This window comes from Niveibacterium umoris (genome assembly GCF_014197015.1).
Lineage (GTDB): Bacteria > Pseudomonadota > Gammaproteobacteria > Burkholderiales > Rhodocyclaceae > Niveibacterium > Niveibacterium umoris.
Map to the genome: position 1 here is coordinate 522,892 of NZ_JACIET010000001.1, position 19,177 is coordinate 542,068.

The 19,177-nt window shown below is 63.8% G+C and carries 20 protein-coding genes; 6 read left to right on the plus strand and 14 right to left on the minus strand.

Annotation, left to right across the window (positions count from 1 at the left end; genetic code table 11):
• The first annotated feature begins 9 nt into the window (after positions 1-9).
• From flgK to GGR36_RS02270, 3 genes are read left to right on the plus strand one after another with little or no spacing between them, the layout of a single operon-like run.
• A complete protein-coding gene (flgK, locus tag GGR36_RS02260; RefSeq protein ID WP_183631441.1) occupies positions 10-2,001 on the plus strand; it encodes a flagellar hook-associated protein FlgK in 1,992 nt (663 codons plus the stop codon).
• A gap of 20 nt (positions 2,002-2,021) precedes the next feature.
• Positions 2,022-3,206, plus strand: coding sequence for a flagellar hook-associated protein FlgL (flgL, locus tag GGR36_RS02265; RefSeq protein ID WP_183631443.1), 1,185 nt, complete (start codon positions 2,022-2,024; stop codon positions 3,204-3,206).
• 5 nt (positions 3,207-3,211) lie between these two features.
• On the plus strand, positions 3,212-3,646 hold the full coding sequence (locus tag GGR36_RS02270; RefSeq protein WP_183631445.1) for a hypothetical protein: 435 nt from the start codon (positions 3,212-3,214) through the stop codon (positions 3,644-3,646).
• A 52-nt stretch (positions 3,647-3,698) separates the two neighbouring features.
• Here GGR36_RS02270 and fliR read toward each other — a convergent pair whose 3' ends face one another.
• The 13 genes from fliR to fliF form a co-directional block, all read right to left on the minus strand.
• Positions 3,699-4,487 (minus strand): flagellar biosynthetic protein FliR, encoded by a 789-nt coding sequence (fliR, locus tag GGR36_RS02275; RefSeq protein ID WP_183631447.1) that lies wholly within the window; start codon positions 4,485-4,487, stop codon positions 3,699-3,701.
• Positions 4,488-4,510: 23 nt separating this feature from the next.
• Complete coding sequence (gene fliQ, locus GGR36_RS02280) at positions 4,511-4,780, minus strand: flagellar biosynthesis protein FliQ (RefSeq protein WP_183631449.1); 270 nt, start codon at positions 4,778-4,780, stop codon at positions 4,511-4,513.
• 10 nt (positions 4,781-4,790) lie between these two features.
• A complete protein-coding gene (gene fliP, locus GGR36_RS02285; protein ID WP_183631451.1) occupies positions 4,791-5,534 on the minus strand; it encodes a flagellar type III secretion system pore protein FliP in 744 nt (247 codons plus the stop codon).
• The gene (gene fliO / locus GGR36_RS02290; RefSeq protein WP_242533110.1) at positions 5,524-5,931 is read right to left on the minus strand and encodes a flagellar biosynthetic protein FliO; all 408 of its coding nucleotides are present in this window, start codon (positions 5,929-5,931) and stop codon (positions 5,524-5,526) included. The genes fliP and fliO overlap by 11 nt, the downstream gene beginning before the upstream one ends.
• Before the next feature lie 235 nt (positions 5,932-6,166).
• On the minus strand, positions 6,167-6,580 hold the full coding sequence (gene fliN, locus GGR36_RS02295; protein ID WP_183631453.1) for a flagellar motor switch protein FliN: 414 nt from the start codon (positions 6,578-6,580) through the stop codon (positions 6,167-6,169).
• On the minus strand, positions 6,573-7,592 hold the full coding sequence (gene fliM / locus GGR36_RS02300; protein ID WP_183631455.1) for a flagellar motor switch protein FliM: 1,020 nt from the start codon (positions 7,590-7,592) through the stop codon (positions 6,573-6,575). Before fliM ends, fliN begins: the two co-directional genes overlap by 8 nt.
• 30 nt (positions 7,593-7,622) lie before the next feature.
• Positions 7,623-8,189, minus strand: coding sequence for a flagellar basal body-associated protein FliL (fliL, locus tag GGR36_RS02305; protein WP_183631456.1), 567 nt, complete (start codon positions 8,187-8,189; stop codon positions 7,623-7,625).
• 141 nt (positions 8,190-8,330) lie between these two features.
• Complete coding sequence (locus GGR36_RS02310) at positions 8,331-9,680, minus strand: flagellar hook-length control protein FliK (protein ID WP_183631458.1); 1,350 nt, start codon at positions 9,678-9,680, stop codon at positions 8,331-8,333.
• 76 nt (positions 9,681-9,756) lie between these two features.
• Positions 9,757-10,224 (minus strand): flagellar export protein FliJ, encoded by a 468-nt coding sequence (fliJ, locus tag GGR36_RS02315; protein WP_183631461.1) that lies wholly within the window; start codon positions 10,222-10,224, stop codon positions 9,757-9,759.
• A gap of 75 nt (positions 10,225-10,299) precedes the next feature.
• Positions 10,300-11,703: a flagellar protein export ATPase FliI gene (fliI, locus tag GGR36_RS02320; RefSeq protein WP_183631462.1), complete on the minus strand. Its 1,404-nt coding sequence runs from the start codon at positions 11,701-11,703 to the stop codon at positions 10,300-10,302.
• The gene (locus tag GGR36_RS02325; RefSeq protein ID WP_183631463.1) at positions 11,703-12,419 is read right to left on the minus strand and encodes a flagellar assembly protein FliH; all 717 of its coding nucleotides are present in this window, start codon (positions 12,417-12,419) and stop codon (positions 11,703-11,705) included. The genes fliI and GGR36_RS02325 overlap by 1 nt, the downstream gene beginning before the upstream one ends.
• Positions 12,420-12,437: 18 nt before the next feature.
• A complete protein-coding gene (fliG, locus tag GGR36_RS02330) occupies positions 12,438-13,436 on the minus strand; it encodes a flagellar motor switch protein FliG (protein ID WP_183631464.1) in 999 nt (332 codons plus the stop codon).
• Positions 13,423-15,153 (minus strand): flagellar basal-body MS-ring/collar protein FliF, encoded by a 1,731-nt coding sequence (fliF, locus tag GGR36_RS02335; RefSeq protein ID WP_183631465.1) that lies wholly within the window; start codon positions 15,151-15,153, stop codon positions 13,423-13,425. The genes fliG and fliF overlap by 14 nt, the downstream gene beginning before the upstream one ends.
• 180 nt (positions 15,154-15,333) lie before the next feature.
• On the opposite strand from fliF, the gene GGR36_RS02340 reads away from it, so the two are divergent.
• Genes GGR36_RS02340 through fliE form a run of 3 tightly spaced genes read left to right on the plus strand, consistent with a single transcriptional unit; the run spans position 15,334 to position 18,157 of the window.
• Positions 15,334-16,449, plus strand: a complete 1,116-nt coding sequence (locus GGR36_RS02340; protein ID WP_183631466.1) for a sensor histidine kinase — start codon at positions 15,334-15,336, stop codon at positions 16,447-16,449.
• Positions 16,446-17,795, plus strand: coding sequence for a sigma-54-dependent transcriptional regulator (locus GGR36_RS02345; RefSeq protein ID WP_183631467.1), 1,350 nt, complete (start codon positions 16,446-16,448; stop codon positions 17,793-17,795). Before GGR36_RS02340 ends, GGR36_RS02345 begins: the two co-directional genes overlap by 4 nt.
• Before the next feature lie 44 nt (positions 17,796-17,839).
• Positions 17,840-18,157, plus strand: a complete 318-nt coding sequence (fliE, locus tag GGR36_RS02350) for a flagellar hook-basal body complex protein FliE (protein WP_183631468.1) — start codon at positions 17,840-17,842, stop codon at positions 18,155-18,157.
• A gap of 138 nt (positions 18,158-18,295) precedes the next feature.
• On the opposite strand, the gene GGR36_RS02355 is transcribed toward fliE, so the two are convergent.
• Positions 18,296-19,177: an SHOCT domain-containing protein gene (locus GGR36_RS02355; protein WP_183631470.1), complete on the minus strand. Its 882-nt coding sequence runs from the start codon at positions 19,175-19,177 to the stop codon at positions 18,296-18,298.

Genomic DNA, 19,177 nt, shown 5'->3' on the forward strand with positions numbered 1-19,177 from the left:
GTGACCATCATGGGCAACAGCGTTCTCTCTATCGGGATTTCCGGCGTCAATGCCGCGCAGGCAGGTTTGGTCACGACCGGACACAACATTTCGAACGCCTCGACGGAAGGCTATAGCCGGCAGCAGATTGTCCAGGGCACCAACCTGCCGGTGTATTCCGGCGCCGGGTACTTCGGGCAAGGCACCAACGTCCAGACGGTGAAGCGGGCCTACAACAGCTACCTCGACCAGCAGGTGCTGACTGCGAACGCGAGCTTCAATGAGCTCGATACCTACTACACCCAGATCAAGCAGATAGACGACGTGTTTGGCGACCCGGCGGCGGGCTTGTCGCCGGCAATCCAGGGGTTTTTCGATGGCGTGCAAAGTGTGGCCGCCAATGCCACCAGCGTGCCGGCCCGCCAGTCGATGATCTCGCAATCGCAGGCCTTGGTCTCACGCTTCCAGACGCTGGATGGCCGCATCAACGAGCTGCGCGATCTCGTAAACGGCGAAATCTCGGGCACGGTGACCGAGATCAACAGCACGGCCAAGCAGATCGGAGAGTTGAACCAACGCATCATCCTCGCAACAGGCTTGGCCAACGGCAGTCAGCCTAACGATCTGCTCGACCAGCGTGCGCAGCTGATCTCGCAACTCAACGATCAGGTTCGCGTGAACACCATCGCGAACGATGACGGTTCGGTCAATATCTTCGTCGGAAATGGGCAGCCCTTGGTGATCGGGGCCAGCGTGTCCACGCTCACCGCCCAGCCGGCACGTGAAGACCTGTCTCGCACGGTGGTGGCAATTCAGCTTCCGACCGGAAGCGGGCAGGAATTGCCGGATGCGGCATTCAGTGGCGGCAAACTTTCCGGGTTACTGAACTTTCGCGCCCAGTCGCTGGACCCGGTACAGAACGGGCTCGGGCGGCTGGCGCTGGGCATCACCGAGACCTTCAATGCACAACACAAACTCGGACAGGATCTCAACGGGGTGCTGGGGGTCGATTACTTTACTCCCTTGGTGGGTCGGACCATCTATCCGAACACCCCGCCGAATGCCGGCACGGCGACGATCGACGTGCCGATCTCCAGCGTTTCTGACCTCACAACCAGCGACTATTCGCTGACTTATACCGCGGCAAATACCTTCCAACTGGTGCGGAAATCAGACGCGCAGGTATGGACGGCCTCCGGTGCTTCGCCCGCTGCGGCGCTTTCCGCGGTGCTTGCGGCCGCGCCGGCACAAGGGTTTTCGATGACGCTCACCGGCGCCCCGGCGGTGGGAGACAGCTTTCTGATCCAGCCAACGCGCGCCGCCGCGAACCAGTTTTCGGTCGCCATCAACGACCCGACTTTGATCGCCGCCGCAGCGCCGATCCGGACCAGCGCGACAAATGCCAACGCCGGCAACGCGTCGATCACTCAGGGCGTTGTCAGCAGCGTCGCGAGCCTGACGCCGCCGCCGGCGCTCGCGCTGCCTGCCACCCTGACCTACAGCGCGGGCAACATTTCCGGTTTCCCGGCAGGGTTTCCGATCACGGTGACGACGCCGGCCGGCGTGTCGACCGGGTACCCGGCGGGTGGGCCGATCACATACTCGGACGGCGCAAAGATCGCGTTTGGCGGGATTTCCTTCACGATCTCCGGCACCCCGAAGAACGGCGACACCTTTACCGTCGATCGCAACCCGGGTGGGGTGGCCGATAGCCGCAATGCGGTGTTGCTGGGCCAGCTGCAGCAGGCCAAAACGCTTGTCGGCAATTCATCGAGCTATCAGTCGACCTATGCGCAACTGGTAGGTGACATCGGTTCGCGCACACGCGAAGTCCAGGTCACCTCTCAGTCGCAGAAGGTCGTGGCCGAGCGCGCCAAGGATGCGCAGCAGTCACTGGCCGGCGTGAACCTGGATGAGGAGGCGGCAAACCTGGTCCGTTACCAGCAGGCCTACCAGGCCGCCGGCAAGGTGATGCAGGTGGCAAGTACCTTGTTCAACGAAATTCTGGCGATCGGTCGCTGATGAAGGATAGGAGCTGAGCCATGCGTGTCTCCACCGCGATGATCTACGACAACGGCACCACGCAGTTCCAGAACCGCGCGGGTGACTTGCTCAAACTGCAGCAGCAGATGTCGACCGGCCGGCGCGTGGTCGCGCCATCCGACGATCCGATCGCCGCGGCGACCGCCTTGACGGTGCAGCAGTCGCGTGACGTTAACGCCGCCTACACGATCAACCGCGGGGCCGCAAAGGATTCGCTACAGATTGTCGAGAGCAAGCTTTCCGGCGTGAGCGAACTCATCTCCTATCTCAAGGAAAAGGCCGTACAGGCGGGCAATGGGGCTCTTGGGCCGAACGATCTCAAATCGATCGCGGTCGATGTGCGGGCTCGTTACGACGCCCTGCTGGGCTTGGCGAACAGCAATGATCCGCAAGGGGGTTACCTTTTTGCCGGGTTTCAGACCAACACGCAGCCCTTTGTCGGCAATATCGCCAGCGGCGTGACCTACGTCGGTGACCAAGGCTCGCGTTCCCTGCAGATCAGTGATTCCCGCGTCGTGCCGGTGAGCAACTCGGGCAACGAGGTGTTCATGGACATCCCCAACCTCAACGGTGCGTTCCATACCTCGGCGGCATCGACCAATACCGGCGCCGCCGTGATCGACGACGGGTCGGTTGTCGGCGCCTATTCGGGCAACCAGTACCAGATCGTCTTTACCGCGCCAGGCAGTTACGACGTCTATGACGTAACGGCCGGCGGGGGGCCGATCTCGACCGGCTCCTACACGAGTGGTTCGTCAATCAGTTTTGCGGGCATCCAGATGTCGATTTCCGGCACGCCGGCGACGGGTGACAAGTTCAACATCGACCCGGGCGGCTATACAGACCTGTTCAATACAGTCAGCACCTTCGTCGGGGCACTCGAGAATTCCACCGGCCCGGCGCTCAACACACAGGTGGTGCAGACGATTGGCAAACTCGACAAGGCGCTGGACAACGTCTTGCGGGTGACCGCTTCGATCGGCTCGCGCGTCAATGAAGTCCAGGCGGCTGATGCGGTCAGTTCGCAGGCCGATGTCCAGTACGCGGCAACGGTCTCGCGCCTGACCGATCTCGACTATGCCAAAGCCAGTTCCGATGTCTCGCAGAAGACGACGGCCTTGCAGGCGGCCCAGCAGGCCTTCATCAAAACGACGGGTCTCTCGCTGTTCAACTATCTGGGTTGATGGCCATGCGCGCCCTGACACCCTTGATCTTCGCGGCCGCGCTCTCAGGGTGCTCGACGATCTCCGGCAATTACCCGAAAGCGCCGCTGTTGCCGAATGCATCGATCTACCTCTGGGACGGCATGGCCATCGCCTTTGAAGACCTGCTGGCGGGTGCGGCGGTTGTCGGGGTGGTGTATTACGTGATCGAGCCGCAGGCGCCCAACTGGTCGGTCCAGACGGTGCGCATGTCGGAAGACCGCTACCGTTTCGAAATGCGGATGAAGCGCTTCCATATGGGCGGGGAAGGCGAGGCGATGCAGTTATTCAAGCGCCAGGCCGAAGACATGATGCGTGCGCAGGGCTATGCCAGCTACACGATCGCGCGCTACGACGAGGGCATGGAGTCCAACTGGATCGCCGAACGCGTTGCGAGTGGCGACATCCTTCTCAAGCGTTGAACCTGCGAAAAGCGCAACGATGTAACGGGCGCCCGGCGCCTTGCAAGGGGAATCAGTTGCCGGCCGCGATCTTCAGGAACATGCCCACGGTGTCGAAGCCGCGTTCGTACAGCGTTTGAAGCGCGCCGGCGAGTAGCGGCAGGCAGGCGCCAACGGCCAGTGTGCCCACGGTCAGCGTGATCGGGAAGCCCAGTGCAAACAGGTTCAGCTGTGGCGCAGCGCGGGTCAGCACGCCGAGCGCGATGTTTGTGATCAACAGCGTTGTGATCGCGGGCAGGGCGAGCATCAGGCCGGTGACGAAGATGCCGGTCGCACTGCGCGCGACAATCTTTGCCGCATCGCCGTGAAAGCCTACGCCTCCCGCCGGCAGCCATTCGAAACTGCGTACGACCGTTTCGACCATCAGCAAATGGCCATTGAGGACGAGGAAGATCAGCGACGCAAAGAGGCCGAGGAATTGCGCCAGCACCGTCGTCTGCCCCGCCGTGCTGGGGTCGTAGAACATGGCAAAGGAAAGGCCCATCTGCAGGCCGATAAGGTCACCGGCAAGATCCACCGCGACAAACACCATGCGGATCGTGAAGCCGATGGCGACGCCGATCATCATTTCGGTCGCGATCGCGCCAACCACCAGAAATGAGCCGGGCGCCACCGCCGGTGAGGGCGGCAGTGCGGGCGCAATCGCCATCGTGATGGCAAGCCCGACAATCAGCCGGATATGGCGGGGAAGGGCGACGTTGTTGAAGATCGGCGCGCTGGCCAGCATCGCCAGAATCCGGAACGCAGGGTAGGCATACAGCGCCAGCCATGCTGCCCAGTCGGTGGTGCTGAAGGTGAACATGCGCGCCGGGCCGGATCGCCCGTCTAGCCAATCAGGCCGGGGATCGCCGCGTACAGGCGGTGGATGTAGTCGGTCATCGTCGTCAGCATCCAGGGGCCCGCGATCAGCAGGGTCAGGAACATCACCATCACTTTCGGCACGAAAGTGAGGGTCATCTCGTTGATCTGCGTCGCTGCCTGAAAGATCGAAAGCACCAGCCCGACCACCAGCGAGGCGATCAGCGGGGGCGCTGAAATCATCAAGACCATTTCGATGGCGTCGCGACCGAGGGCAACTACGGTGGTGGGTGTCATGAATGTTCCCCTAGGCAAAGCTGTTGACGAGGGTGGCCACGACCAGATTCCAGCCGTCGACCAGCACGAACAGCATCAACTTGAACGGTAGCGACACGATGACCGGCGACATCATCATCATGCCCATCGACATCAGCACCGAGGCGACCACCATGTCGATGATCAGGAAGGGCAAGAAGATGATGAAGCCGATCTGGAAGGCGGTCTTCAACTCGCTGGTAACGAAGGCCGGGATGATGACTCGCATCGGCAGGTCTTCCGCCTTCTTCACCTTCGGCGTCTTGGCGAGTTGGGCGAAGAGCGAGAGGTCGGCCTCGCGCATCTGCTTGAGCATGAAACCTTTCACCGGTACCGACGCGCGTTCCAGCGCCACGTCGAATTCGATGCGCCCCTCGGCGAGCGGCTTGTAGGCGTCCTGATACACCCGGTCTGCCACCGGGCTCATGATGAAGAAGGTGAGGAACAAGGCCAGCCCCATGACGACCTGATTGGGCGGCGAGGTCTGGGTGCCCAGTGCGTGACGCAGCAGGCCAAGCACGATGATGATGCGGGTGAAGCTGGTCATCATCAGCACGACCGCCGGGATGAAGACCAGAGAGGTCATCATCACCAGCGTCTGTACGGTGATCGAGTAGTTCTGCGATCCGCCCGGGCCAGGGACGCTGTTGAACGCGGGCAGCGCCTGCGCCAGCACTGGTGTGGCCAGCGCCAGCAGTGGCAGCGCCAGCAGGGTGCGGAGCCGGTTAAGCCTCATGGCGGCCCCTTTTCAACAGCGTTGCCAGCTTGCGCTGGAAGTCGCTTTCGAGCGGTGTTGCCGTTGCGCGCGGTACGTCTTCCGAATTCAAGGTGTGCAGTGCGCTCACCCGCCCCGGCGCAACGCCGAGTACGAGCACGGTGTCGCCCACTTCGACCAGCACCACGCGCTCGCGCGGCCCGACCGCGGCACCGCCGATGACGCTGAGCTGCGCCTGCCCGTTGCCGCTTCGTGCCTGCAGGCGTTTGAGCGCGAGCAGCAGTCCATACAGCGTGGCGAGCACCACGGCGAGCCCGATAACCATCGAGAGGACGCTGCTGCCCGCGTCCGGCACGGATGCGTACGCACCGATTGGCGCAATCAAAAAGGGCAGGGCAAGGGCAATTCGTTTGGGCATCGCAATGTCACAGGTTTGACGTGCGATGCCATTGTCGCTGCCGGCAAGAATTGCCGGCCTGCCGATAAGAGGGAGAAATCGTCTGCTATTCCCGCGCTGTGATTGCTGGGGCCGGGATGGGCTGGCCAGCAGCGCGGAGGACGTCAGGGGCGTTGGCGCATTGCGCCGATCGTACGTGCGCTTGATCGGCGCCGCAGCGGCGAGCGCGCTCGCCGCTGCAGGGCCATCGACCAGATCAGAGGCCGCGTACCTTACGCATGCGTTCGGACGGCGTGATGATGTCGGTGAGGCGGATGCCGAACTTGTCGTTCACGACCACCACTTCACCCTGCGCGATCAGCGTACCGTTGACCAGAACATCCATCGGTTCGCCGGCCAGCGCGTCGAGTTCCACCACCGAACCGTGCGCGAGTTGCAGCAGGTTGCGGATCGAGAGTTTGGTGCGACCGAGTTCGACAGTGATCTGGACCGGGATGTCCAGAATCATGTCGAAGTCGTTCATCGACGTCGGTTTTTCGCCGGCACCGAATTCGGGGAAGGCCGCGCGCGCGGGCTCAGGTGCCGGCTCGGCCATGGCCGCGTCGGCCACCGCCTGTTCCTGCATCGCTGCTGCCCAGTCGTCTTCACTGATTTGTTCTTCGTCAGCCATCATGGCCTCCCAGTTTCGCCGCGATCAGGTTGATCTCGCGGTCCTCCGGCGGCACCAGCCGCTCGATCCGCACGGCGTGGTAGCCGTGGCTGATGCCGTGTTTTCCTTCGAACGCCGGTACGCCATCCACATGGCCCTGTACCAGATCCGGAATGTCGAGCGGGATGATGTCGCCCGCCTTGAATTGCACCACGTCGCGCAGCGATACCGTGGTCTTGCCCAGATCCACCGTCAGCGCCAGTTCGATGCTCTGGATCTGCTTGGACATCAGGCCGACCCAGCGCTTGTCCTGCGTGAGGTGATCGGACTGCATCGTGCTGTAGAGCAGATCGCGGATCGGTTCGACTGTGGAGTAGGGCAGGCAGAAGTGCATGTCAGCCTGCGTGCCGCCAAATTCCAGCGCGAAATTCATCGATACGACGATCTCGCTCGGCGTTGCGATGTTCGCGAACTGCGGGTTCATTTCCGAACGTACATATTCGAACTGGATGCCGAACACCGGCGCCCAGGCTTTTTCCATCTCCGAGAACACCACCTGCAGCAGCCCGCGGATGATGCGTTGCTCGGTGGGCGTGAAGTCGCGACCTTCAACCCGGGTGTGAAAACGACCGTCGCCGCCGAACATGTTGTCGACCACCAGGAACACAAGGTTCGGGTCGAACACGATGAGGCCGGTGCCGCGCAGCGGCTTCACCATGATCAGGTTGAGGTTGGTCGGCACCACCAGGTTGCGGACAAACTCGCTGTACTTCTGCACCTTGATCGGCCCCACCGACACTTCGGTGTTGCGGTGCATGTAGTTGAACAGGCCGATGCGCAGGTTGCGCGCGAAGCGCTCGTTGATGAGTTCCATCGTGGGCATGCGCCCACGAACGATCCGCTCCTGTGTCGCCAGGTTGTAGTTGCGTATGCCGCTGGTATCGGCATCGCCCTGGTCGACTTCATCGGTTTCACCGGTGACGCCACGCAGTAGCGCATCGACCTCTTCCTGCGAGAGAAAGTCTTGTGCCATGGTTGAGTCCCGGTGTGCTCCGTTACGTCCTTACTGAACGATGAATGATGTGAACAGCACGGCCACGATTGGCCCGCCTTCACCCTCGTCGCCGCCTTTTTTCTTCTTCTTCGGCTTCTCGTAACCCAGCGACGTGTTTGCCTCTTCCCTGATCTCGCCGGCAAGCGCTTCGCGGCCCTCCGGGTTAGCGATCTCGGAGGCCTTCTTGCCCGACAGCAGCATCAGGATGCGGTGGCGGATCTCCGGCATCAGTGCCTTGATCTGGTCGCCAGTGTGGGCGTCCGCGACCCGGAAGGACAAAACCACCTGCAAGTACTGTTCGCCGTTTTCCGGTTGCAGATTCACTACGAAGGGTTCGAGCGGCACGAACACCGGCGGCGCCTTCGGATCCACCGCATGCGCGGCGGGTTTTTCTTCTGCAGCCGCTTCTTCTTCACCTTCCGCCGCGGCTTTCTTCTTCTTGCTGAGCAGGAAGAAGGCGCCACCTGCAGCAATCGCCACCACCAGCGCCGCGACGACGATGATGACCAGCATCTTCTTGCTCTTTTTCGGAGCGGCTTCGCCTTCGGCGGCGGGTTTAGCGGGCTTGCTCGACATTGAAAAGTCCTTCTCGGTCAGTCGGTGTTGCCTTGCAGCCTTGCTGGCCGGCGCTGCGCCGGGGTAGAGGCTGCCAAGGAGGATTATTCCCCTTGTTTACGGCTGCCAAAGCGACGAACTGAGGCCTTCACGTCGTCCATTTCAAGCGAAGGTGTCAATCATTCCCCTGCCTGCAGACCACACGGCCCGACTCGCAGCGGGAATCACGTCACCTTCATCCATTTGTGTCCGGCTGCCCGTGCGCGATCCACCGGACCATCCGGGGTTCTCCTGCGACGGGTCTTTCGTGCTGTTTGCGCTCACGTTGACCTGCCCCAGGCTCAGCCCGGCGTCAGTCATCAACTCACGCAAGCGCGGCAAGGACTGCTCGATGGCTTCACGCGCGGCGGGCGTTGCCGTCACGAAGCTGGCGGTGGTCTGGTCGCCATTCACATGCAGCGTGATCTCGACGCGCCCCAGATGCGGTGGCGTCAGGATCAACTCTGCGCGGCCCAGTTCCTTGCCGGCCATCCACACCATCCGATTGCCGACATCGTCGGCCCAGCCTTGCTGCGACACCGGCGTACGGACCGCGAACTGCGGTGCGTCGGTTCGGGCGGCCTCGGCGGTGCGCGACGCCGTCGTGGCCGACAAGGCTTGCGCGGCGGCTTGCGTGGCATCCCCCGCCTGGATGGGCGTGTCGGTGGCAAGCAGTTTCTGCGTAGGCACCGCACTGGCCAGCGCTTCTTTACTGGACTGTGCAGTGATTGCCGCGGCACTGTCTGCGCGCACGGTCGCAAGCACTGACTGGGCGGCGTTGATGTCGGTCGCCTTCGGATGATCAGATGTTGCCGTAGATGACACCTGCGAGGAGAAAAGCGTCGCACCAATCTTGCCGCCATCGGGATCTGCTGAGCTGGCGCCTGGTTGCGCGCCGACAGCCGCTGCCGGCACTGTCGCAGTTGGAAGCAAGTTGGCTCTGCCGGATTGCCCACTGTTAGCCGGTGCATTTCCTGTCGCAGTCGGAGGCGCATTGTTTGCCCCAGGCTGCGCGCCATTCGCTGCGGCAGTTACTGCCGCTGTCGGCAGCAGATTGCCGGCTTGCGGCAAGGCGCTGGCATCGCTTGCCGCTGCCGCGGGCTCGGTTGCGGCAGGCGCGATGCTGGCGGCGGGCGTTGCCTCGACGGCTTTGTCCGCATTGGGTGTGGCGCCGAATGCGGCGAGCAGGGCAGCCGCGATCTGCGCCAGTTGCGCCGGGTCTTCACCGCTCGCCTGCGCGTCGTCAGACTGCTCGGCGGAACCCTTGCCGTCGACAGCCTTGCCTTGTGGCGGCTGGCTTTGCGCGCCTTGGTTCGCCTTGACCTTGGCGTCCAGCGTATTGGCAAAGCTGCCTTGCTGATCGCCTTGTGTGCGCTGTTCGGACGCGTTTGCTGGCGCGCTCCCCTGTACCGGTGACGTCGGTGCGACTGCAGCGGGCATCGGGCTTGGGGTGACAGTGTTCAGTGCTGACATTCCGGACTCCTCGGGGTTTGCCGCCCGTTTGGGTTACCGGCTGATCAGCAAAGCCCGTGCCAGCGGGCTTGAAGGCCTATTCGCCGGCCTCGGACTCGTCGTCAGCGTCCTGCGATTTGCCGCGATAAAGCTTGGCGGAGTGCTCGTCTGTGATGCGCTGCTCGGCGCGGTGTTCCTTGCGCAGGGCGTGGGCTTGCTGGCGCGAGGCGAGGGTGTCGAAAGCCTTCTTGCGATTGCGTTCATCCACCCAGGCCTGCTTGCCTGCGACGACCTGATCGCGCGCGCGGGCGACGACCTGCTCCTGCTCGAACACGGCTTCATCGAGCTTGGCGAGGAAGGTTGAATAGTTGCGCCAGGCATCCGGCGATATGCCGGTTTGCGCTGCGGACTTGAAGCGCTCGTGGTATTCGGCGCGGTATTGCACCAGGATCTCGAGCTTCTGCTCATGCGCTTGCCCGCTCGCCAGCAATTCGCCAAGGCGCTTTGCCGCATCGTCCATGCGGTTTTGGGCGAGTTCGAGAAGGGTTTGCAGTGCGTTGGCCATGCTCGGGTTGCAGCTTCATCCGGCGGGGTGCCGCACTTCAATATATACGCCAAGCTGCCGTGGGCAAAATGCCCATCAGGTTTCAACGCCGAACAAGGTGTGCAGGGCGGCAAGGCTTTGTTCATAACCGGCGCGTTCGTCGATGCCTTGCTGCAGAAAAGCCTCCAGCTGCGGGTAGGCACGTACTGCCTCATCGAGCAGAACATCCGAGCCTGGCTGGTAGGCGCCAACCGCGATCAGGTCGCGTGAGCGCTGGTAGCGCGAGAAGAGCTGCTTGAATCGCCGCACCAGTTCGAAGTGCGTCGGCTTGATCAGGTTGTGCATCGCGCGCGAGATCGATTGCTCGATGTCGATCGCCGGGTAGTGCCCCTGATCGGCCAGCGCGCGCGACAACACGATGTGGCCGTCGAGGATTGCGCGGGCCGCGTCCGCGATCGGATCCTGCTGATCGTCACCTTCCGCCAGCACCGTGTAGAAGGCGGTGATCGAACCGCCGCCTTCCGGGCCATTGCCGGCCCGTTCCACCAGCGCCGGCAGGCGCGCGAATACCGACGGCGGGTAGCCGCGGGTCACAGGTGGTTCGCCGATCGCCAGCGCGATCTCGCGCTGGGCCATTGCGTAACGGGTCAGCGAGTCCATGATCAGCAGCACCTGTTTGCCCTGATCGCGGAAATGTTCGGCGATGGTGGTGGCGTAAGCGGCACCCTGCAGGCGCATCAGCGGGCTGGTGTCGGCCGGCGCGGCCACCACCACCGAGCGGGCCCGGCCCGCGACGCCCAGGTTCTGCTCGATGAACTCCTTCACTTCGCGGCCGCGTTCGCCGATCAGCCCGACGACAATCACCTCGGCTTCGGTGTAGCGGGCCATCATGCTGATCAGCACCGACTTGCCGACGCCGGAGCCGGCGAACAATCCCATCCGCTGGCCGCGGCCGATCGTCAGCATCGCGTTGATGGCGCGGATTCCGACATCGAGGCTGGCGTCGATCGGTGCGCGCGAGAGCGGATTGAAGGGGCGACTCTGCAGCGAGCGGGTGTGCTTGACCTGCAGCGGGCCGTGGCCGTCGAGCGGGCGGCCGGCGCCATCGACGACGCGGCCAAGCAGTTCATCGCCCACCGGCAAGTGCTTGGCACGGTCAGACGCGCGGCGGCGTGGTTCCACCCGTTCTGTGGTGGTGAGCTTGGGTTGCGCGGGGTCGTTGGGCACTACCTGTGCGCCGGGGGCCAGACCGAACACATCGTCGGTCGGCATCATGTAGAGCTTGTCGCCGGTGAAGCCGACCACTTCGGCTTCGACCGAGCCCCCGCCCGGAATCAGGATGCGACAGCCCGACCCGAGCGGCAGTTTCAGCCCGGAGGCTTCCATCACCAGCCCGTTGATGCGGGTCAGGCGGCCGGCGACCTGGTAGGGCGTGGCGACGCTGGCCATCTTGCCGCAATCGACCAGATAGTCACGCCAGGAGGTGGCGAGGCGGCTCATCAGTCGTCTTCCCAGGGATGTTCGCGCGACAGGTTTTCGACCACGCGGCGCCAGCGGGTCGCGACCGTTGCGTCGAGATGCGTGCCGGCCACCTCGATTCTGCAGCCGCCGCGTTCGACGCTGTCATCCTCGATGATGCGGTGGCCAGCGTGGGCGTACTGCTCGCCGAGGTACTGGCGGACGAGGGCCGAGTCTTCGGTATGCACATGCAGCGTCGCGTGTTGCTGGGGCATCTGGTTCAGCGCCTCGCGCACGACAATCAGCAGCGATTCGGGGCGATGCACGACATGATCGCGCACCACCAGGCGCGCCACCTCGAGTGCCAGGGCCAGGATTTCCGCGCCCACCGTTTCGTCGAAGTGGCTCAGGTTCTCGTCGAACTGGCTCAGCAACTGATGCAGCTCCGCCGCTTCCAGGCGACCGCGCGCGCTGCCTTCCTCGTACCCGATGTCGTAGCCGGCCTTGTAGGCCTCCTGGTGGATCTGTTCGACCTCGTCGGCGGTGGGCAGATGGATGCCCGGCGCAATCTCGATCTGTCCGTTGCCTTGCGGCAATTCTGCGGGCTCGGGTTCCGGCGGCAGCACCGCTGGCTCTGGCTCGGCAAGAACCGGCGCCACCTCGGGCTCGGGTTGGGACGGTCTGCCGAAGTCCTCGAACTGGACCCGGCGGTAGGCGCCGGCTGCCTGTGTTGCACGGATGACGAGATCGGTCGACATGGGCTATTCCGTATCCGCTCAGACGAAGTCGTCGCCGCCCTTGCCGCCCAGCTGGATCTGGCCTTCCTCGGCGAGGCGGCGGGCGATCTTGAGGATTTCCTTCTGCGAGGCTTCCACCTCGGAGAGGCGCACCGGGCCTTTCGATTCGAGGTCTTCGCGCAGCATTTCGGCAGCACGCTGCGACATGTTCTTGAACACCTTCTCGCGCATTTCCGGGTTGGCGCCCTTGAGCGCGATGACCAGCTGGTCGGACTGCACTTCGCGCAGGATCGTCTGGATCCCGCGATCGTCCACGTCCATCAGGTTGTCGAAGACGAACATCTCGTCGAGGATGCGCTGCGCCAGATCCGGGTCGTACTCGCGCACATTGTCGAGGATCGCGGTCTCAGCGGCACTGCCGACGAAGTTGAGGATGTCCGCCGCGTGGCGCACGCCGCCGATCGAGGTCTTCTTGAGCTGGGTGGAACCCGACAGCACACGCGTCAGTGCCTCGTTCAGCTCTTTCAGCGCGGTCGGTTGAACCCCGTCCAGCGTGGCGATGCGCAGGAGCACGTCGTTGCGCTGGCGCTCGGTGAAGTGCTTCAGGATCTCGCCGGCGTGGTCGAACTCCAGGTGCACCAGGATCGTGGCGATGATCTGCGGGTGCTCGTTCTTGATCAGGTCGGCCGCGGTGGCGGCGTCCATCCACTTCAGCGACTCGATGCCGGCCGTATCCGAGCCTTGCAGCACGCGAGAGAGCAGGTTGGCCGCCCGCTCGTCGCCGAGCGCCTTGGTCAGCATGATGCGGATCTTCTCGTCGTCCGCCTGTACCGGCGAGCTCTTCGCGGCATAGATCGCGACTTCGTTGATCAGCGCCTCGATGGCCTCGCGGCCTTGCGGGGTGAGCTTGGTCATCGCCAGACCGAGCTTCTGCACCTCGCGCGGCGTCATGTGCTTGAGGATGTCGGCCGCTTCGTCCGGGCCGAGCGTGAGCAAGAGCAGCGCGGCTTTGTTGATTCCCTCTTCAGCGTCGCTCATTCGGCTGGCTCCCCATCCATTCCTTCATCAGCGTGGCGATCACCTTCGGGTTCTTGACCGCGATCTCGCGCACCTTGGCGATCTTGCGGTCGAAGCTCATGCGGGCAATTTCCTCCATCCGCACTTCTGGCGGCAAGAGCTGGTCGTCCGGAATCTCGCCCGCCTCGTTGAGTGTGACCACGACGCCTTCCTCCTCGCCTTCTTCGCCTTCGCCGGGCACTTCCTCGCCGGCTTCCAGTTCCGGCGGGGGCGGCGGGGCCACTGTCCTGACCAGCGGGCGCAGCACGCGCAGCCACAGGAACCCGGCCAGCAACGCAAACAGCAGCCAGCGCCCGATATCCATGGCCAGTGCGCGCAGCTCCGGATCCTTCCACCACGGCAGCTCTTCGCCCTTGCGCAGGAACTCGGTGAACGGCGCATTGGCGACGTTGACCGTGTCGCCCCGCTGGTCGTTATAGCCCACCGCTTCGCGGACGAGCTCATTCACCTGCTTCATTTCGGCATCTGACAGCGCAACGGTCTTTACGTTGCCCTTCGCGTCGCGCTCGGTCTTGTGGTTAACCACCACGGCCACCGACAGGCGGCGGATCTGGCCGAGGGCGCGCTTGGTGTGCTGGACGGTCTTGTCGAGCTCGTAGTTGGTCGTCGACGTTTTGCTCGTCGACAGCGGCTGCGCCTGGTTCGCCGCGCCGGGCGTGCCGGGGGCGGCCGGGGTGGTGATCGGCGCGGTGGCCGGCACCGGCGGCTGATTGCTCAAGGCGCCCGGCACGCCGGCGGGTGCCGGTTGCATGGTGGTGTTGTCGGCCAGTTGCTGGCTGCGGATGGCCTGCTTCGGGCTCGGGTTCGGCGCGAAGGTCTCGGCGGTCTGTTCCTGCTGGTCGAAGTCGATGTCCGCCGTGACCTGCGCGCGCATGTTCGCCTGGCCAACGATCGGCTCGAGGATGCTTTCGATGCGGCGTACGAAGCGGTCTTCGATGTCGCGCACATACTTGATCTGCGTCGCGTCGAGCCCGGAAGGATCCGCCTTGGTGGTGAGCAGGTTGCCGTTCTGGTCGAGCACGCTGACCGCCGACGCGGTCAGTTGCGGCACCGCAGCCGATACAAGGTTCACGATGCCGGCGATCTGTCCGCCGTCGAGTGCGCGCCCGGCATGCAGGGTCAGCACCACCGAGGCCGAGGGTTTCTGTTCGTCACGCAGGAAGGCGGTCTGTTTCGGGATGGCCAGGTGCACACGGGCGTTCTGCACCGCGTTCAATGACCCGATCGTGCGACCCAGCTCGCCCTCCAGCGCGCGCTGGTAATTCACCTGTTCGTTGAATTGCGACAGGCCGATGCGGTTGCCTTCCATCAGCTCGAAGCCGACCGAGCCGCCTTTGGGCAGACCCTGTGCGGCAAGGCGCAGCCGCAGCTCGGCGGCCTGGTTGGCCGGAACGAGGATCGCCGAACCGTTGTCGGTCACCTTGAAGGGGACGTTCTGTGCCTGCAGCGCGGTGACGATGGCGCCACCATCCTTTTCCGCGAGCCCCGAGAACAGCACCGAGTAGTTCGGCTGCTTGCTCCACAGCCACACGCCGGTCAGCACTGCGATCGACATCGCGATGGCCGCAGCGCCGGCGATCTTCTGCCGCGCGGTCAGGCGGTTGAAGTTCTCGCGGATCAGCTCGATCGGAGACTGCGGCGGTGCTGGCTGGTCTGCAGTGAGTTCGGCGTCGGCCATGGTCGTGACCTCTTGGGCGCAAAGGCCCTTTTATGGATGGGCGCATTGTGTTGCCGGCAAGGCAAGTGCAAAGTCCGTTTAAGCGGCAGTTTTTGCCGCCTATTCAGCGCTTGTTGCCGGTTGTGTGCAGCTAATCTGCGGGTAGGGCCGGAAAAAGGGCTCTGAGCGCTCCACCCAATCATGCAAGAGACGATCCAGCCACCTCTCGACGCCGCCCAGCTCGCAGAAGCCTTCCGCCAGTTCTCGGAGGCCTCGGCACAGCTCACGCAGGCCTACTCCGGCCTCGAACGCCAGGTCGAACGCCTGAACGAGCGCCTGACCGGCCTGCTGGCGGCGCTGCCGGCCGGCGTGGTATTGCTCGACGCCTCTGGCAAGGTCGAGCAGGTGAACGCCGCCGGCCGCGCCATGCTGCAGGCCGACCTCGTCGGTACCGACTGGTCCGCCGCCTGTGCGCAACTGCTGCGCCCGAGCGACACCACGGCGGAGTTCGAGACCGGCCCGGAAGACGCCGCGCGCCGGCTCGCCCTGTCGCAGACTGCCGAGGATTCGGCCGGCGGGCGCATCGTGCTGTTGCACGATGTCACCGAGGCTTGGCTGATGCGTCGCAACGCGGCGCGCAACGAACGTTTGGCGGCGATGGGTGAAATGGTCGCGGGTCTCGCGCATCAGCTTCGCACGCCTTTGGCCGCTGCGCTGCTTTACGCCGGTAATCTCGCCGAGCCGACGCTGTCGCCGGCCGACCGCGTGCGCTGCACCGAGCGCACCCTCGAGCGCCTGCGCCACCTTGAGCGGCTGATCCGCGACATGCTGAGTTTTGCCCGCGGCGAGGCGCTCGGCAGCGAAGACTTCGATGTCTGCGAACTTGTCGCCGAACTGGAACACACCATCGAGCCGGTGGCGGCACGGCGCGCTGTGGCGTTCAGCAGCGAATGCCGCTGCGCCGGACTGCGTCTGGCCGGGCACCGCAAGGACATCGCTGGCGCGCTGACCAACCTGCTCGAAAACGCGCTGCAAGCCGTAGGGGAAGGTGGTTCGGTGCGCCTGCTGGCAGACAGCGATGCGGAACGGGTCCGCTTCTCTGTCGAAGACAACGGGCGAGGCATCGACGCGGCGCTGCAGGCGCGCCTGTTCGAACCCTTCTTCACCACCCGTGCCGACGGCACAGGCCTTGGCCTCGCGATCGCGCGCGGCGTCGCGCGTGCGCACGGGGGCGAAATTTCTTTACGATCGACGCCCGGCGAGGGCAGCACCTTTGTGCTGGACCTGCCGCTGCCGGCGCGCGAGGAGCTTGCATGATCGAGACGCTGCACATCCTGGTGGTCGAGGACGATCCGGACATTCGCGACGCGGTGGCTTTTACGCTGGAGACGGCCGGCCACATCGTCACCGCGGTGGGCGACGGCCCGGCGGCGCTGGCGCAGCTCGACCGCAGCGCTTTCAACCTGGTCGTCAGCGATCTGCGCATGCAGCCGATGGACGGGCTGCAACTGCTCGACGCGATCCGTGCTGGTCACCCGCAGCTGCCGGTGATGCTGATGACGGCGTACGGAGATGTCGGCACTGCGGTCGCGGCGATGCGGGCCGGGGCCTGCGATTTCCTGCTCAAGCCCTTCGAGCCGGCGGTGCTGCTCGAACAGGTGAGGCGATATGCGATTGCGGCGCCGGACGAATCCGAAATGATTGCCGAGGACGGACGCACCCGCGAGGTGCTGTCGCTCGCGGCACGGGTCGCCGAAACCGACGCAACGGTGTTGCTGACAGGCGAATCCGGTACCGGTAAAGAGGTGTTCGCGCGCTACATCCACCGCCACTCGCGCCGCGCGGCGGGGCCTTTCGTTGCCATCAACTGCGCTGCGATCCCCGAGACGCTGCTAGAAGCGACGCTGTTCGGCTACGAGAAGGGCGCTTTCACCGGGGCGCAGACTGCGCAGGCTGGAAAGTTCGAACAGGCGGACGGCGGCACGCTGCTGCTCGACGAGATCTCTGAAATGCCGCTGCCGCTGCAGGCCAAATTGTTGCGCGTCTTGCAGGAGCGCGAGGTCGAGCGTGTCGGTGGCAAGAAACCGATTGCCCTGGATATCCGCGTGCTTGCCACCAGCAACCGTGACATGCTCAAGGAGGTCCAGGCCGGCCGCTTCCGCGAAGACCTGTACTACCGGCTCAACGTCTTTCCGATTGCGATCCCGAGTTTGCGGGAACGTCCGCGCGACATCGCGGCGCTCGCCACCCACTTCCTGCAGCGCCATAGCGAGCGGATCGGCAAGGTCGCACGTCTCTCGCCCGAAGCGGCGGCAATTCTTGCCGCCTGGTACTGGCCCGGCAATGTGCGTGAGCTTGAAAACACGTTGCAGCGCGCCGCGATTCTCGCGCGTGGCGACACCGTCGAAGCCGCCGACATGCGCCTGTGCTTGCCACAGATGGGGGCGCAGGCGGAGGCAACTGCGCCGCCGGAAGCCAATCTCCTGCTGGTCGAGTCCGACGAGAAACCAAGCAATATGCGGGATCTGGAGAAACAGCACATCCTTGAAACCTTGAAATCGGTCGGTGGCTCGCGCAAACTCGCTGTCGAGAAGCTCGGCATTTCCGAACGCACGCTTCGCTACAAGCTGCAGCAATATCGCGCTGAAGGCGCTGATGTCTGAAACTGGCACACGGTTTGCTGCTTGGCAGTACGGAGAGGAAGACCATGGACACGCGCGGCATTGAACAGATGATCGGCCAGATGCGCGCCACCGCAGAAGCGGCGGCGGGCAAACCTGCAGCCGCCGAAAGCGGCGACGGCGTCGATTTCTCGCAAGTGTTGCAGGGCGCGTTGCAGCAGGTGAGCCAGGCGCAGAACGACGCCAAAGCCATGTCAGAACAGTTCTCTGCCGGCGATCCAAACGTCAACCTTCAGGACGTGATGGTCAACCTGCAGAAGGCAAACCTCTCATTCCAGCAAATGGTTCAGGTGCGCAATCGTCTGGTCACTGCGTACCAGGACATGATGAACATGCAGGTCTGATCGACCGTCGGCAGGTCTCCAAAAAGAAACGGCGCCCTGGGCGCCGTTCTTGTTTCTGGCTGGGCGAGCCGTATCCGCGCATGAAAAAGCCGCACAACCTTTCGGAGTGCGGCCTTCTGGACCCGTCAAAGCGTCGGTTCAAAGATCCTTGACGATCTGTGCGCGCTTGGCCTGGAACTCGGTTTCGGTGATCAGCCCCTGGTCCTTCAGACGCTGCAGCGCCTTGAGGCGGCTTTCCTGTTTCGCGTAAAACGCGTCGGTACCGGGTTCGGCTGCCGTTGCTGGTTTCGCGGTTGCGGCAGCGCCGGCGGCCGGCGCGGCAACGGCTGCGCCAGCCACCGCGGGCGCAGCGCTTGGTGCGAGTGTCAGCGCGATCCAGTCTTCACGCACCAGTTGTGCCTGGCCTTCGGTGACGCCAATAATCTTGACGTCCTTGGCGGGGGCGGTACGTGATCCGAGATCAAACTTGGGATCCTGACGGGAACCGTAAAGCTTGTTGCCGACCACGTCAGCCTGAAGCAAGCCGATGATGATGTTCAGCTTGCCGTCTGCAAAGAAGATGCGACCCGTATTCGTCAGTACCGGCGCAACGAGGCCAGTCCAGGCATGCTGGCCGCTGATCACGAAGGCGAGGTCCTGGTCCGGCCCTGCGATCTTCAGGGCAGCGACGATTGCAGGCGAAAGTTTCTTGATTTCGTCTTCCGAGAACAGCTCTTTGACATCCCGGAACGGGCGCGCCTGAATCGTTGCAAGCGCAGCGGCCACCTGCTTGACGTCGAGCGAGACCGGTTGAGCATTCGGAGAGCCGCCGTTGCGCGCAACGAGACGTACAAAGTCCACGTCGCCCCAAGTCAGCTTCTTTTCGGGGCTCTTTGTCCATTGTTCGAGGCGCTTTTCATCGCTCGGCCCGAACAGGGTCTCGTCGAAAAGGCCCGCGTGCGAGGGCACCGTTGCCAAGCCAGTCGCAATTGTGAGTGCGGCTACTGCAAGGCTGCGAGCCTTCTTGTGGAGATACTGCAT

Coding starts and splice junctions, on each gene's coding strand:
- GGR36_RS02325 (WP_183631463.1), bottom strand. CDS start 12,419: ATGTCGACCGATCTCGTCATCCGTGCAACACAGGCAGCCGGCGCCTAC.
- fliP (WP_183631451.1), bottom strand. CDS start 5,534: ATGAGGCTTAACCGGCTCCGCACCCTGCTGGCGCTGCCACTGCTGGCG.
- fliM (WP_183631455.1), bottom strand. CDS start 7,592: ATGGCACAAGACTTTCTCTCGCAGGAAGAGGTCGATGCGCTACTGCGT.
- GGR36_RS02270 (WP_183631445.1), top strand. CDS start 3,212: ATGCGCGCCCTGACACCCTTGATCTTCGCGGCCGCGCTCTCAGGGTGC.
- flgK (WP_183631441.1), top strand. CDS start 10: ATGGGCAACAGCGTTCTCTCTATCGGGATTTCCGGCGTCAATGCCGCG.
- GGR36_RS02345 (WP_183631467.1), top strand. CDS start 16,446: ATGATCGAGACGCTGCACATCCTGGTGGTCGAGGACGATCCGGACATT.
- GGR36_RS02340 (WP_183631466.1), top strand. CDS start 15,334: ATGCAAGAGACGATCCAGCCACCTCTCGACGCCGCCCAGCTCGCAGAA.
- fliQ (WP_183631449.1), bottom strand. CDS start 4,780: ATGACACCCACCACCGTAGTTGCCCTCGGTCGCGACGCCATCGAAATG.
- fliJ (WP_183631461.1), bottom strand. CDS start 10,224: ATGGCCAACGCACTGCAAACCCTTCTCGAACTCGCCCAAAACCGCATG.
- fliR (WP_183631447.1), bottom strand. CDS start 4,487: ATGTTCACCTTCAGCACCACCGACTGGGCAGCATGGCTGGCGCTGTAT.
- fliO (WP_242533110.1), bottom strand. CDS start 5,931: ATGCCCAAACGAATTGCCCTTGCCCTGCCCTTTTTGATTGCGCCAATC.
- fliG (WP_183631464.1), bottom strand. CDS start 13,436: ATGAGCGACGCTGAAGAGGGAATCAACAAAGCCGCGCTGCTCTTGCTC.
- fliI (WP_183631462.1), bottom strand. CDS start 11,703: ATGAGCCGCCTCGCCACCTCCTGGCGTGACTATCTGGTCGATTGCGGC.
- fliL (WP_183631456.1), bottom strand. CDS start 8,189: ATGTCGAGCAAGCCCGCTAAACCCGCCGCCGAAGGCGAAGCCGCTCCG.
- GGR36_RS02310 (WP_183631458.1), bottom strand. CDS start 9,680: ATGTCAGCACTGAACACTGTCACCCCAAGCCCGATGCCCGCTGCAGTC.
- flgL (WP_183631443.1), top strand. CDS start 2,022: ATGCGTGTCTCCACCGCGATGATCTACGACAACGGCACCACGCAGTTC.
- fliE (WP_183631468.1), top strand. CDS start 17,840: ATGGACACGCGCGGCATTGAACAGATGATCGGCCAGATGCGCGCCACC.
- GGR36_RS02355 (WP_183631470.1), bottom strand. CDS start 19,177: ATGCAGTATCTCCACAAGAAGGCTCGCAGCCTTGCAGTAGCCGCACTC.
- fliN (WP_183631453.1), bottom strand. CDS start 6,580: ATGGCTGACGAAGAACAAATCAGTGAAGACGACTGGGCAGCAGCGATG.
- fliF (WP_183631465.1), bottom strand. CDS start 15,153: ATGGCCGACGCCGAACTCACTGCAGACCAGCCAGCACCGCCGCAGTCT.